At 47.6% G+C, this 14,348-nt stretch carries 14 protein-coding genes; 8 read left to right on the top strand and 6 right to left on the bottom strand.

The annotated features are described in order from the left end of the window. Positions 1-120: 120 nt before the first annotated feature. Complete coding sequence (locus AB4111_RS20245) at positions 121-1,557, bottom strand: alanine/glycine:cation symporter family protein (protein ID WP_442032969.1); 1,437 nt, start codon at positions 1,555-1,557, stop codon at positions 121-123. A gap of 330 nt (positions 1,558-1,887) precedes the next feature. Between AB4111_RS20245 and AB4111_RS20240 the strand changes: the two genes are divergently transcribed. Then, positions 1,888-2,817, top strand: a complete 930-nt coding sequence (locus AB4111_RS20240; protein ID WP_442033286.1) for a response regulator — start codon at positions 1,888-1,890, stop codon at positions 2,815-2,817. 155 nt (positions 2,818-2,972) lie between these two features. Here the strand turns inward: AB4111_RS20240 and AB4111_RS20235 are convergent, their stop codons facing one another. Next, the gene (locus AB4111_RS20235) at positions 2,973-3,149 is read right to left on the bottom strand and encodes an aspartyl-phosphate phosphatase Spo0E family protein (protein WP_253441866.1); all 177 of its coding nucleotides are present in this window, start codon (positions 3,147-3,149) and stop codon (positions 2,973-2,975) included. A 435-nt stretch (positions 3,150-3,584) separates the two neighbouring features. On the opposite strand from AB4111_RS20235, the gene AB4111_RS20230 reads away from it, so the two are divergent. Then, entirely contained in the window at positions 3,585-4,208 is a 624-nt protein-coding gene (locus tag AB4111_RS20230; RefSeq protein ID WP_091012490.1) for an acetate uptake transporter, read from the top strand. Positions 4,209-4,607: 399 nt separating this feature from the next. Continuing rightward, complete coding sequence (locus AB4111_RS20225; RefSeq protein ID WP_124116913.1) at positions 4,608-5,120, top strand: acyl-CoA thioesterase; 513 nt, start codon at positions 4,608-4,610, stop codon at positions 5,118-5,120. Between the two features lie 35 nt (positions 5,121-5,155). Here AB4111_RS20225 and AB4111_RS20220 read toward each other — a convergent pair whose 3' ends face one another. Together AB4111_RS20220 and AB4111_RS20215 are read right to left on the bottom strand one after the other, a co-directional pair. Then, positions 5,156-6,232 carry an anthranilate phosphoribosyltransferase gene (locus tag AB4111_RS20220; protein ID WP_442032968.1) on the bottom strand — a complete coding sequence of 359 codons (1,077 nt, stop codon included), beginning with the start codon at positions 6,230-6,232 and terminating at the stop codon, positions 5,156-5,158. 18 nt (positions 6,233-6,250) lie between these two features. Continuing rightward, positions 6,251-6,844, bottom strand: a complete 594-nt coding sequence (locus AB4111_RS20215; protein ID WP_442032967.1) for an ANTAR domain-containing response regulator — start codon at positions 6,842-6,844, stop codon at positions 6,251-6,253. A 591-nt stretch (positions 6,845-7,435) separates the two neighbouring features. Here AB4111_RS20215 and nirB point away from each other — a divergent pair. Genes nirB through cobA form a run of 4 tightly spaced genes read left to right on the top strand, consistent with a single transcriptional unit; the run spans position 7,436 to position 11,897 of the window. After that, positions 7,436-9,877 (top strand): nitrite reductase large subunit NirB, encoded by a 2,442-nt coding sequence (gene nirB, locus AB4111_RS20210; RefSeq protein WP_442032966.1) that lies wholly within the window; start codon positions 7,436-7,438, stop codon positions 9,875-9,877. Positions 9,878-9,893: 16 nt separating this feature from the next. Beyond that, a complete protein-coding gene (gene nirD, locus AB4111_RS20205) occupies positions 9,894-10,211 on the top strand; it encodes a nitrite reductase small subunit NirD (protein WP_074092734.1) in 318 nt (105 codons plus the stop codon). A 37-nt stretch (positions 10,212-10,248) separates the two neighbouring features. Further along, positions 10,249-11,130, top strand: a complete 882-nt coding sequence (locus AB4111_RS20200) for a formate/nitrite transporter family protein (protein ID WP_442032965.1) — start codon at positions 10,249-10,251, stop codon at positions 11,128-11,130. Next, positions 11,127-11,897 carry a uroporphyrinogen-III C-methyltransferase gene (gene cobA, locus AB4111_RS20195; protein ID WP_442032964.1) on the top strand — a complete coding sequence of 257 codons (771 nt, stop codon included), beginning with the start codon at positions 11,127-11,129 and terminating at the stop codon, positions 11,895-11,897. Before AB4111_RS20200 ends, cobA begins: the two co-directional genes overlap by 4 nt. 9 nt (positions 11,898-11,906) lie before the next feature. On the opposite strand, the gene AB4111_RS20190 is transcribed toward cobA, so the two are convergent. Next, a complete protein-coding gene (locus AB4111_RS20190; RefSeq protein ID WP_442032963.1) occupies positions 11,907-12,545 on the bottom strand; it encodes a TetR/AcrR family transcriptional regulator in 639 nt (212 codons plus the stop codon). A gap of 195 nt (positions 12,546-12,740) precedes the next feature. Here AB4111_RS20190 and AB4111_RS20185 point away from each other — a divergent pair, with 195 nt between their 5' ends. Further along, on the top strand, positions 12,741-13,508 hold the full coding sequence (locus tag AB4111_RS20185) for an SDR family NAD(P)-dependent oxidoreductase (RefSeq protein ID WP_091012476.1): 768 nt from the start codon (positions 12,741-12,743) through the stop codon (positions 13,506-13,508). Between the two features lie 428 nt (positions 13,509-13,936). On the opposite strand, the gene AB4111_RS20180 is transcribed toward AB4111_RS20185, so the two are convergent. Then, the gene (locus AB4111_RS20180; RefSeq protein ID WP_442032962.1) at positions 13,937-14,248 is read right to left on the bottom strand and encodes a hypothetical protein; all 312 of its coding nucleotides are present in this window, start codon (positions 14,246-14,248) and stop codon (positions 13,937-13,939) included. Positions 14,249-14,348: the final 100 nt, after the last annotated feature.

Raw genomic sequence — 14,348 nt, 5'->3', positions numbered from 1 at the left:
GCTAGTGCAAAGATACATTTTATATGCAACAAACAGGACTCGGGTTGCCCATGATGGATAATCCAAGTCCTGTTGTTTGTTGTGTCCATTTTATATAACCAACCACGTTCAGATAAAATCTTAATTAGCTACATGTATTGATTTATCTCCAATAACTTCTTCTTCCGACTGCCAGCACTCCACTTCACCCGGAATATGAATCCGGTCACGCGTAAAGACGGGGTCACGTCCTTCAGCCTTCTGTTTCTTGTAGTCCTTCAGCGCTTCAAAGGTTACCTTGGACAGCATCAGGATGGCAATCAGGTTCACCACCACCATCAGCCCCATGAACAGGTCAGCCAAATCCCACACTAGCTGTACTTTGGCAACTGCGCCAAACACCACCATCGCGATGACGCAAATGCGGTATACCCACAGCCAAACTTTGTTGGATTTGATAAACTCAATGTTGGTTTCTCCGTAGTAATAATTTCCGATTAGTGTACTGAAGGCAAACAGGAACACCATGACCGCCAGGAATCCCGATGCCCATGAACCAATATGTACACTTAGTGCAGCCTGAGTTAACTCAATGCCACCCAGATTGGAACCTTTGTACACTCCTGATAGCAAAATAATCATGGCTGTGCTTGTACATATAACCAACGTATCTGTCAGCACGCCAAACCCCTGAATAAGTCCCTGTTTCACCGGATGTGTTGTATCCGCTGTTGCAGCAGCATTCGGGGCACTACCCATGCCCGCCTCATTGGAGAACAATCCGCGTTTCACACCGTTCATCAGTGCAGCGCCCAACGTTCCGCCAGCCACCTGTTCGATGCCGAAGGCACTTTTCACAATTAACGCAATCATGGCCGGAAGCTGGGTAATGTTCGCCAGCACCACAAAAGCCGCTACCCCAATGTACAATACAGCAAGCACAACGACGATGTATTCCGATGCTTTTGCGATACGTTTGACACCGCCCATAATAATTCCTGCAAATACCACAGCCATAATGATCCCTACCGTTAACCGATCCGTACCAAATGAGTTTTGAAATGCAACGGTAATCGTGTTTGATTGCACCGCATTAAAGACCAAACCGAATGAAAGCGTAATGAGAATGGCGAATAAAATTCCCATCCAGCGCTTTCCTAGCCCACGCTCCATATAATACGCCGGACCCCCGCGGAATCCGCCCTTATCCTTCACTTTATAGATCTGAGCCAGCGTGCTCTCCACAAAACTGGAGGCTGACCCGATAATTGCAATGATCCACATCCAGAATATAGCACCAGGTCCCCCCAGTGCGATGGCCAGTGCAATACCGGTAATATTCCCTGTACCTACACGGGCCGCCATACTGATACAAAACGCCTGAAAAGGTGAAATTTTGCCTAGCTCCTTGCTTTTCCGCTCTAGAAGCACCTTCACCATATCTCCAATCATGCGGAATTGCATGAATCGGGTCTTGGTGGTGAAGTATATACCACATACTACCAATAGTATAATTAACACTTTGGACCATAGAAAATCATTGAAAATGACGACAATATCTTGTATTGTTTGCTCCATTGGTATGCCCCTTTTTATGGTGTATTTCAAGTACAGAGATGGGTCACGTGAAAAGTTTGTACCATTCTGCACAACACTTGCCCCAGACTTTGGGATGTTACTTATACTACAAGGGCATCTACGAAAATAGACAAATACCTACATGCAATTTCTACATTTATTTTAAAAATGGGCTTTGATCGCCCAATCATTGTCATTTAACCTGACATGTCAGGTTCTATGCAAGAAGGAAAGGAACGATTACACTGGAACGAGAGTTCATGGCGGAGTTAACCGCCTTTACCATAGATGTATCAATCACACCATTCACAGAGAAAGGGAATGACTGACATGCGTTATTTTATCGTGGATGACGATCCTGGCGTTCGTTCCATGTTGATGGATATTATTGAAGATGAAGGGCTTGGCGATATTGCCGGGGAAGCTGAGGACGGAGCACATATTCACGTGGAACTGTTGGAACTGCATAAGGTGGATGTTCTTCTGATTGATCTGTTGATGCCACAACGAGACGGGATTCAGACTGTACGGGCGCTTGAAGGAAGGTTCGAGGGCAAGATCGTCATGATCTCCCAGATCGAGTCGAAGAATATGATTGGAGAAGCCTATTCGCTAGGCATTGAATATTATATTACTAAGCCCATTAACCGATTGGAGATTCTATCTGTTCTGCGTCTGGTGAGCGAAAGGCTTCGGATGCAGCAATCCATCGCAGATATTCAGCGGACGTTGCAGGGACTGTCCGGTTTGCATCCTAACGAGCGAACTGCGGCTCCGGTTCCCGACAAAACAATAACGACAGCAGGACACTTCCTACTGTCCGAGATGGGCATGATCGGCGAAGCGGGCAGCAGGGATCTGCTGGACATGCTGGAATATCTGGAGCAGGTAGAGACAGATGAACATAAGTTGTCTCCCTATACGTTCCCGTCCCTCAAAGACATCTTTCAGAACGTAGCGACACGTAAGCTGGGAGAGAACGCCTCACTCGCAGAGATTAACAAGGAGATCAAGGCATCGGAACAACGTGTTCGCAGAGCCATCTTCCAGACATTGAGCCATGTGGTGTCTCTGGGATTAACCGATTATACTCATCCCAAGTTCGAGAACTACGCATCCAAATTTTTTGATTTCACGGAAATTCGCAAGAAAATGCTGGAGCTGCAAAACAATGTGGAGCCTTCCTTGTCCCAGACACGAATTAATACGAAAAAGTTCGTACAGGTCCTATATCTGGAAGCCAAACGGTTGCTGCATTAAACAGATAGCTGATTGATATTTGGCAAAAAACAAACAGGCATGAATACTCTTCAACTGAGGCAGTCCATCCCGGCATTATTCATGCCCATCTGTACGTTCAAGTGTTACTTATCTATGTGATTCGTACTGTATATAAATTCAAAATCCCTTCGGGTTCAAGCCCGTGAATGGTTTCGGCTAATTCGGTTATACTCATTAATCAATTCGTCCAATGCCATAGACTGCCGAATCACATCAGGATGCCCAAGCCCACCCTTGTTATGCTCTACCAGCACATAAAGGTTACGTCTGGCCTTCTCTATTTTATTTTTCAAATCCAAACTCATAACCATAACCCCTGATACCTCCTTATTCTGTGAACCATTTTAGTTTTTCCTGTCAATCTATAGGTGGATTAACATATGGCATAGGAGACAAGGATGTTTTGTATTCTTCTCCATTTTTTGATAAAGATTATTTTATCATACAAGAGCTTATCCGAAAATGGCTGATATGACGCAATTTTAGAGGTAATCACAAGGGCTTTATTCTAACGTCTGACCCCATCATTCACGCCCAGAATGGATTGTGTCGTAAATGTGTATATTGAAAAAACAAAAAGTCTATTGGTTCAAAAGGTAATAAAATCCCTTTCCATAATGGGGTCATTCAGGTACAATAGGGCGATGTGTGTGTCCGGACCCGGCGGATACAAATGATGTAATGTAGAGGACGGCCAACGACGGCCATTGATCCTGATTTGATATTATTGGAGGCTTATCATCACCATGCAGACCGATTCACAGACTAAAGTCAAAATTGTTAACGCCGATCCCAGCGCAATGGGATTATTTGGGTTGGCTATCGTAACCCTGGTCGCTTCTTCCCAAAAGCTTGGCATCACAGATGGACTTAGCTACGCTATTCCTTGGGCGATCTTCCTGGGCGCTTTTGCCCAGTTATTCGCATGCATTCAAGATTCCAAACGCAACAATACCTTTGGCACAACGGCATTTGGTGCGTACGCATTCTTCTGGTTCGCCATGGCTGCCAACTGGATGATCAAAATGGGCGTATTTGGCTCCACTCTTGCTGAACAGGCCGATGGCAAGCAGCTCGGATTTGCTTTTGCCGGATACCTTGTATTCACCCTGTTCATGACAATCGGTGCGATTGAAGCGAATAAAGTATTGCTTATCATCTTCATTCTGATCGACTTCCTGTTCCTTGGCTTGACCTTTGACGCTTTCGGCGTAGCTCCTCACATTTTCCACACCATTGCAGCATACGCTGAAATGGCGATCGGAATTGTGTCCCTGTATGGTACAGGTGCTTCGGTACTGAACGCTCACTTCGGCTATGCGTTCTTGCCGATCGGCAAACCGTCCGGCATTTTCAAGCCCAAGGCTTAATATACAGCAGTAAACCGCCAGCGCGCCGGTCCGCGCCTGGTGGTTTTTTTGCAGTCCAACTTCATTTGAATATGGTTCTGACCGACACTTATACTTAAAGATACTATATAAGTCAAACTAAACATTTACATAGAACGAAGAGGAGAGAAATAACTTGAAGAAGCGGAGCGTTCGCCTCAAAGCTTTCTGAAAGAAAGCTGCATCGGAAGCATACGCTATCCCCGGATTTTCACTCTATAAAAAGGAATACTAAAAATCTGGGGATAACAGCGATCGGAGAGTTATTCTATCATCGGAGTGGCCATGTAAATAATCTTTAGTTGAACTTATGTCACAGCAGCCATACGGTAAGGAGGAAAAAGCATGAGAGAGATACCGAAACCTACGGAGATGGATCAGGTGGAGAAAAAGTATGTACGCGAAACGCGTTGTTTCAAGACGGCTCGGGTGTTCCCAACCGATGTCAACAATCATAATACACTGTTTGGCGGGAAACTGATGTCCTACATCGATGATATTGCATCCATTGCCGCTTCCAAGTTATGCCGGGTCAATACCGTAACAGCCTCAACCGACTCGGTCGATTTCCTGTACCCGATTAACCCAACGGATTCGGTTACGCTGGAGTCGTTCGCGTCCTGGACCGGACGCAGTTCCATGGAGATTTTTGTGAAGGTGATACGTGAGGATCTGAAGACCGGAGAGAAAAAAATTGCAGCCACGGCATTTCTGACTTTTGTGGCCTTGGACGAAAATAATCGCAAACTGATCGTACCCCGCATTATCCCGGAGACGGAAGAAGAGAAGAAACTATACGAGACCGCTCCGGATCGGGCGGCCATGCGGAAAAGACGGCGGGAAGAGAGCAAGAAATTCGCTGACTTCCTGACCGTTACTTATCCTTGGGAATAAGAAGTCACTAAACAAGCACAAGCTTGAACCAAGGGCTACCTGGACGATGCCGGATAGATGGACACCGCTCTGTTATCCGGCAGTTCGCCACCCATGGAGACACACCACTGTTGATAGATGCGATACGCTGCACCACTCTCCAGCAATCCCTGACAAGTGTATATGCCCTCTTCGATGGAATTGACACGCCCTGCTGCGTACAAGCGGAATCCCCCATTTAACAAAACCTGATTCACAAAAGCAATATGGCCGTCACCACTTAAAACACTTTCCGCCACTTCAAGCTGCTTCGCAGCCGTCCAGACGAGTTCAGGCACGGGCATATCCAGTTCATAGGCTGCTGGATCAACCAGTTCCAGCTTCATATCACCGTCTTCCACGGCGTATACGCGGGTTGGCCGATCAATATACAGATCCTCAGAACCTTCCATCCCCTGTACCACATAAGCACGACGATAATTAAACCGGGTGAGCAGCTTTGCAATCCGATCCAGAAAGGTATTATGAAACACACCGAACACCAGATACGGTGAATGGTTATAATCAATGAGTTTCTCTGCTGTGTTAAACACCGTGCGGAATCCCAGCTCTTCCCGTAACGGACGAAGCTTGCGAAGAGGCTCACACCACTCCTCGGAAGATACGTACATGACACCTGAACGGAGCGCAGCGCCTTGGGCATCTTCCCGATCCATCTTACCGGGATCTATTCCTGCTTCCTTCAACAGTACCGACAGCGTAACGCCCCACTTGGGCGGTAAAGGATCACTCCCGTGCAACGTCACTGGCAACCCGGCTGCCGCGAGTACAAACGCAACCGGAAACGTGGCCATGAACGACTTCGTCCGCCCGTCATAGGGACCCGCACAGTCCAATCCGTCCTGAAATAAGGAGAAACGTTCCGCACTGTTACGGCATGCATGAACAAAGGCTTCCAGTTCCTCTACGTTTTCCATTTTCATTCGTTCAGCCATGAGAAAGGCAGCCGTCTGGGCAGGGGAAACCTCCTGTTTCAGGATTTTCTCTGCAACGGTCAGTGCCTCTGTATAATTCAGATCACGCGAGCCTCGTTTCCCACGTCCGACCTCTCGGAGTATCTGAGACATATCCATGGAGAATCCTCCTTCCAATTAAGACTGGAGCAGTTGATGTGCCTTCACAATGGCTGTGGCTACATCGACCATCCGTTTGCGTTCATCCATCGCTCTCTTGCGTAACAAGTCATAGGCTTCAGCCTCGGAAATCTGCTTCAGATCACTAAGGATGGCCTTCGCCATATCAATCCACTTCCGATCCTCCAGCCTGGATTGCAACTGCTTCCGTTCCTGCTCCCACTGTTTGCGTTCCATGTAGCGCCGTGCTGCAAAGTGAAGCGTCCAGTGGATCTCGGGCCCAGTCATGGATGGCGTAAGTATGCCATCAAATGAAGTTTCGACCTCGCAGGACTCTGCGGATGAAGAGGCCGTATCTGGCGCGCACCACCAGAGCAGCGGGGAATCCGACTTCCCCTTTCCCAGGCAGTTCACCCAGTACTCCACATCAGCCAGCGACAGATGCAAGATGGACGCTTCCGCAGCACGAGCCAGCTTCACCGCTTCCATTTCACTGCCTGCCACCTGTACATGGTACCCGTTCGCTCCCAGCAGCCTCTCCGGTGTCAGAGGGATTGCATTGGACGAATCAGCTATCGTTGATTGTATACGGATGACCAATAAAGATCGCATGATGGAGCAATCCCTCCCTAATTACGTATAATTAGAATCGCATTATTCAAGGCATTAACACATGAAAGCGCTATATATGTTATATTACCTGACAAAAAAACAGATCAATCTGATTTTATAACTGATTTCGAGATAATAAATAGAAAAATCATGACAGATTGTCCTAGTAGCCAAAAAGATTGAAACACTAATCATGACACGTTTTCTATGCTTTTTGTAGTTCCCGGCACACTATTCCCCACTAAAACATTCATTTTCATGAATATATACCCTTAAAACCTCTTCGATCATTCGTGTTCCAATAAACTCATGTAAACATAATTAACTTTAAATTTCAAATACTTTTTTATGTTAACTATATTGACATGGCTAGATTGATCTTTTATAGTTAAGCCATAACAACTCCATATTTGAATCGATCACAGTTACAACGGCGTAGCTGGTTGAAACGGCAATGAAGCCTGTTTTGCAATCTCGGAGCAAGGGATGCGTATGTATATGCGCAGTCCTCCGAGGCATAACAGGCTTTTTCGATTTTAGAGACAAGATTCCGAGGCAGTTTGCACAATGGACCTAAGGGGGCTAATCATAATGAGTACAACGAAAAAGCTGGTATTGGTCGGTAATGGCATGGCGGGAATTCGCACAATCGAACATATCCTCAAGCTCGCTCCGCATGCTTATGAAATTACAGTCTTCGGCGCAGAGCCGCATCCCAACTACAACCGGATCATGCTCTCCTCTGTATTGGCTGGCGGAACATCCATCGAAGATATCGTCATCAACGAGTGGAGCTGGTACGAAGATAACGGCATTCAGGTATACCCGGGTGACCCGGTCGTTCAGATCAATACCGAGCGCAAGGAAGTTGTATCTCAGAACGGTGTACGCGCAGCCTATGATGAGCTGATTATGGCAACCGGATCACAAGCGTTCATCCTGCCACTTCCCGGTGCCAACAAGGAAGGTGTTATCGGTTTCCGTGATATCAAAGATTGCGAGACCATGATGGAAGCATCACAAAAATATCGCAAAGCCGCCGTCATTGGAGGTGGATTGCTAGGACTTGAAGCAGCACGCGGGCTGCTCAATCTGGGCATGGACGTCACGGTTATCCATATTAACGGCCATCTGATGGACCGGAATCTGGATCTCCCGGCAGGCCTGATGCTCCAGCGGGAGCTTGAAGAGCAGGGCATGAAGTTCCTTTTGAATAAACATACCGAAGAAATTACAGGCAAGCATCGAGTGAAAGCCATTCGTTTCACAGATCAAACGGTACTTGAAGCTGATCTGGTAGTCATGGCTGTCGGAATTCGTCCTCAGGTTGAACTTGCTCGCAATACCGGCCTCGATGTGAATCGTGGTGTCATCGTAGATGATTATATGCATACCAGCATTCCTGGCATCTCTGCCGTCGGCGAATGTGCTGAACACCGCGGTATTGCCTACGGACTGGTTGCTCCATTATATGAACAAGGTATGGTGCTCGCGAAACGCCTGGCTGGTGCAGCCACCGAAGGATATGCAGGATCGGTAACTTCCACCAAACTGAAAGTATCCGGAGTCGACGTATTCTCTGCCGGACAATTCAAAGACGCTGCAGATACGCGCAGCATTCGCATTCAGGATGATGTCGATGGTGTGTACAAAAAGATGGTGATTAAGGATGGGCAGCTCATTGGCGCTGTATTGTTCGGGGATACCACAGATGGCGCATCGCTGTTTTCTCTCATTAAGAGTGGCGAGAACATCAGCGGTCGGGAGAAAGAAATTTTGCTCGGCGTAACTTCCGGCGCTTCAGGCTCTGGTCCATCTGTCGCAGAACGCATGGCCAGTATGCCAGATGACGAGATCGTCTGTGGTTGTAACGGTGTTACGAAAGCCTCCATCGGAGATGCCGTTCTGAATAAAGGCTGTAACACTCTCGGTGCAATCAAATCCTGCACCAAAGCTTCCGCTTCTTGTGGTGGATGCAAACCGATTATCGAAAACCTGCTCACGTATTATGCCGGTGATAATGTAGGTGAACAGACCAAAGAAGGCATCTGTGGCTGCACATCCTATGATCGGGATGAGATTGTTGCACAAATCAAGGAAATGGGACTCAAAAGCGTGAAGGAAGTGATGAACGTTCTCGGTTGGAGTGAGCCGGAAGGTTGCTCCAAGTGTCGTCCGTCCCTGAATTATTATCTCGGTATGATCTGGCCGGCTGAATACAGAGATGAGCGTGTATCCAAATTCACCAATGAACGTTATCACGCCAACATTCAGAAGGACGGTACCTATTCCGTTATTCCACGGATCTATGGTGGTGTCACTTCCCCAGCGGAATTGATCAAGATTGCAACAGTCGCGGAGAAATATGATGTGCCGATGGTGAAGTTTACAGGCGGACAACGACTCGATCTGCTCGGAGTACAGAAAGAGAACCTTCCGAAGATCTGGGAAGAGCTCGATATGCCTTCCGGTTTCGGTTATGGCAAGGCGCTGCGTACGGTGAAGACTTGTGTAGGTAACACATTCTGCCGATTCGGAACACAGGACTCCATCGAGATGGGGATTCGACTGGAGAAAAAACTCGACAAAATGGTTGCTCCGGCAAAAGTGAAACTTGCTGTATCTGGATGTCCGCGGAACTGTGCTGAAGCAACCATCAAGGATCTGGGTGTTGTCGCCATCGATGGTGCATGGGAGATTCATGTTGGTGGTAACGCCGGAGTTAAAGTTCGCACAGCTGAGTTGCTCTGTACGGTGAAAACCGATGCGGAAGTGGAAGAGTGGACCTACTCTTACCTCCAATATTATAGAGAGAACGCAAAATGGAATGAGAGAACAGCGGCATGGATTGAACGGGTAGGTCTGGATCACGTGAAGGAAGCATTGGCGGATCGGGATGTACGTCTCGCTCTGATCGAACGCCTGGAAGTTACGCTGGGTCACACGGTTGATCCTTGGAAAGAAATTATTGAAGACGAGAAGTTGCGTAAGAACTTCACCCCACTGGCCGGTGCCGAGCCGGTAACTCACTAGAAGAGGAGGAACAGCGATGAACAAATTCCGGATTGGACACCTGGCGGATATTGATGAAAAGGGTGCACGGACCTTCCTGATACAGGATACCGAAATTGCAGTCTTCAAACTGAGCGACGGGAGTCTGCACGCCGTCGAGAATCGCTGCCCTCACAAGGGCGGCAAGCTGTCGGAAGGCATGGTATGCGGGACAGCTGTTCATTGTCCTTTGCATGATTGGAAGATTGATCTGCGCAACGGTAAGGTACATGAGCCGGATGAGGGCTGCCTGAACACCTACAAAACAGAAGTAGATGGCAACAGCGGAGAAATCTATATCACAATTGCGGGTTAAAGGCTAGAGATACCCTGACATCAAGGAGGCGTGCGCTATGGATTTTGTTAAACCTGCAGAAATGCTGCAATCGATGGTCGAAGCTGGTGAGAGCAAAGCCAGCATGAATCGGGTACAGATGCTGATCCGTGGTTTTCTGGCAGGGGCCATCCTTGCTTTTGCAACCACAATGGCATATACCGCTGTAACTCAAACTTCCGTTGGTTTGGCAGGTGCACTGATATTCCCGGCGGGATTCGTCATTATTATTCTGTTGGGCCTTGAATTGGTGACAGGAAACTTTGCGATGCTTCCACTCGCAATGATGAAACGCAGAATTACATGGATGGATATGCTCCGAAATTATTTTTGGGTGATCACAGGTCATCTGCTTGGATGTGCATTCTATGCTCTGTTATACGGCCTGACCATTACGAAGATGGGTACGGATATGAGCAACCCACTCATTCAAACACTGATCCAAACCAGTGAAGCTAAAACATTAGGATATCAGCATTTGGGCGGAGCAGGCATTGTTCTGGTGATCATCAAAGCCATTCTATGTAACTGGATGGTCACACTTGGGGCAGTGTTGGCGATGACATCCACATCAACCCTGGGTAAAATCGTAGCAATGTGGCTGCCTATTATGATATTTTTCGCCCAAGGTTTTGAACACGCTGTGGTGAACATGTTTGTTATTCCGGCAGGCATGATGCTCGGTGCACAGGTTAGTGTCGCTGACTGGTGGCTGTGGAATCAGATCCCGGTGTTGGTGGGTAACCTCATTGGCGGAGCTGTATTTACTGGACTCGGTCTATATGCTGCCCATCACTGGGGGAAACCGGTGAAGATATCAACCAAACTGGCAACCATTCAGGGTGGTCGTTCAGGATTGGCAAGTTCCGATGTGGCACCGAAATTGGGGACACGATCATGAGCCGGGGCTTGGTTAGTATTGTTGGCGCTGGTCCTGGAGATCCGGATCTGATTACGGTAAAAGCCCTGAAACGTATTCAGTCCGCAGATGTCATTATGTATGATCGGCTTGTGAATGATCAATTGCTCGCAGAGGCTCGTGATGGAGCACTCCGCATCTACTGCGGCAAGGCGCCAGGGCTTCACTCCATGAGTCAGGAGATGATTGGACGGATGCTGGCTGCACATGCAGCGGAAGGCAAACAAGTCGTACGACTCAAGGGTGGCGATCCGTTTATCTTTGGCCGTGGTGGTGAAGAAGCGCTTGTGCTGGCGGAAGCAGGCATTCCATATGAAATCATTCCCGGCATCACTTCGGCTGTCGGCACGTCCGCTTCCTCCCTTATTCCGTTAACCCATCGCGGAATCGCTTCATCGTTCGCATGTGTCACGGGAACCGGCAGCGACGGAAATCGTTCTTTGGTACGCTGGGACCTGCTTGCCCATAGCGTGGATACACTGGTCATCTACATGGGCATTAGCCAACTCCCCCAGATTCAACATGAATTGCTTCACCATGGTAAAAGTGGACACACCCCTGCGGCTTTGATCGAACGGGGAACCACTTCGGAGGAACGGATTATTACCGGCACACTTGCCGAACTTCATTCCCTAGCCCTGTCACATCAAGTGAATAATCCGGCATTGATCATGATCGGAGAGTCGGTCCTGATTCGCGAACAGCTGCTTCAGATGCAACAGGCCGCCAACGCCTCCATGACGGGATAATCTGACTCTCTAATCCAACAGCATACGCTCGTGAATTGTCCGACCCTTCTGCCCTGGTTCAATCAGCAGACGGGTCGGTTTAATGTTGATCAGTGCCGTAAGCTGCTCTCCCATATAATGCGCAGAATATTTGAACCCAATCTCCGCCCAGTGCATAATCACGCCCACCGTAGCAGATACCAGATAACTTAACATGATGTCGTAATTAATCGTCTGCTCGCTATCTTCGGTCACCAGCACAAAATCCTCGGTTAAATACGTTCTAAACATATTGCACAGCCGGGAACCCATATCCGAATGCATCGTTATTAATGCGCGGAAAATATCCTGATGGGCTTCAATATATTCAAATACCGGCATCGTGGATGGCAGCAATGCAGTCATATCCACTTCTTTGAGCTGTGCGTATGGTGCTGCATAAGCCTGTCCTACCCCCTGCATGAAATCATCCAGAATGAACTGCAACAACTCCGGTTTGCCGGGAAAATGTAAATAGAAGGTTCCACGGTTGTAATCCGCCCGCTCCGTAATATCCCGGATTGTGAGGGCATCCGCTCCCTTTTCTAATATCAAAGAAACCGCCGCAGCGATGATCGCATCCTGTGTTCTTCGTGCTCTCCGGTCCTGAGGATGTTCAATAATCAACATTTTCGCCTCCTTTGTTCATTATTGTAATATAAATAAACACCGCTTACACCTCTGTCCGATAGCTGACATATGCGCTGTCAATGATTATTGTCACATGGCTATGTATATCTTAACATTGAGACAGGAAAGATAGACGACAGGTTGAAACTTTTTTTGAGAAATACCTGCCAATAATGAATAAGGAGCGAATATATCATGAGTACAACGTATACACATACAGCCGTAATTACAGGAGCAGCCGGAGGCATTGGTAAAGAATTGGCACGCCGCCTTGCAGAGCGCAAAATCAACTTGGTTCTGGTGGACCTGAATGAAGAAGCCATCCAACAGACGATTACTGATCTGAACCTCGACAAAGAGCACGTCATCGCTGTAAAAGCAAACGTATCCCAGGAAGCAGACGTGAAAAACTATGTGCAAAAAGCACTGGATGCATTTGGCCGAATCGATTATTTTGCCAACAATGCCGGAATTGAAGGTCCAACAGGGCTGATCGAAGACCTGAGTGTTGAAGCACTCGACACCGTATATAACGTCAACATTCGTGGCGTATTCCTTGGTCTGCAAAATGTCATTCCAGTGATGAAAAAACAAAAATCCGGTGCGATTCTAAATACCTCTTCCCTTGCGGGTCTGATGGGCGCACCTGCCGTATCTCCATATATTATGTCCAAACATGCCGTAGTTGGCCTCACACGTACCGCTGCCAATGAACTGGCACCTTACAATATCCGGGTTAACGCTGTATTGCCAGGCACAATCAACACACGTATGATGCGCCAGATCGAGGCGAATTCCGGTAACGTGGAAGACTACCAATCCGCAACCGTGTCCGCCATTCCAATGGGTCGCTATGGTGAACCGGAAGAAGTCGCTGCGGTGATGAACTTCCTGTTGTCCGAAGAAGCATCCTATGTAACAGCTTCCCTCTACACCGTAGATGGCGGTATGATGGGTCAATAAGAAGCTGTAAACTGTAGGAGTTATACTGACAAGTATCCCCCAAGGGATGCCTGGTCACTACAATCTAAAAAAGGCCTCAACACCACAGTAATGCGGAGTTGAGGTCTTTTTTACAGTACAACATTTAGACTTAGCATGCTGAAGGCTGCACATATGAAATGTTACTTTTGGAACAGCCATATAACGCCTCGCCGTTGCCCTTGTGATCACTCACGCTAACGAACCCAGAACACCTTATTTCGGCTAAAAGTGCTTATTTCCCGAACTAACGAATCTCAGACACGCTAATTCCGCACAAATGCTGCAATTGCACTGGAAACTCACACATAGCCGTACAATAACGCGTCTCAGATTCCTTAAACTCTCAATCAAGCGAGAAATACCCGAATAGCGCGTGTCAGGTTCGTTAGATTTTGCCTATGCTGAACTTAATCGATGTATCCCGCGTGACCCTTGTCCATCAAGTAGTCCATCTCAGCATCCAAAATGCTTTCCACGGCCAACTCATCCAGCTTCACATCTTTGCGACTAAGGATGTAGTCAGCCAGATCATCGCCGTCAATATCTACATCGTTACCTTTGGCATTTTCGTGCGCCTTGTTGATGTACGCTTGCTCATGCTTCAATACAAGGGCGATATTTGCCTGGCTTGCCTTTGTTTTATCTGCAATATATTGCATCATTTCTTGTTCATTAATATTGTTTGCTTCTGCCACGTTCAGTTCATCTCCTTGATTCATACATACTGTTGCCATTGTAGCATAGGTTAACCCATTACAGGCAGAACTTATGCTTGAAGAACGGTTTTGGAACAGAGTTGTAATCCCTCAATCCCATTCA

The organism is Paenibacillus sp. 2KB_22, from assembly GCF_052115745.1.
In the GTDB taxonomy this organism is placed as follows: domain Bacteria; phylum Bacillota; class Bacilli; order Paenibacillales; family Paenibacillaceae; genus Paenibacillus.
Note: the sequence above shows the minus strand (reverse complement) of the source record. Positions and strands in the feature narration are given on the sequence as shown.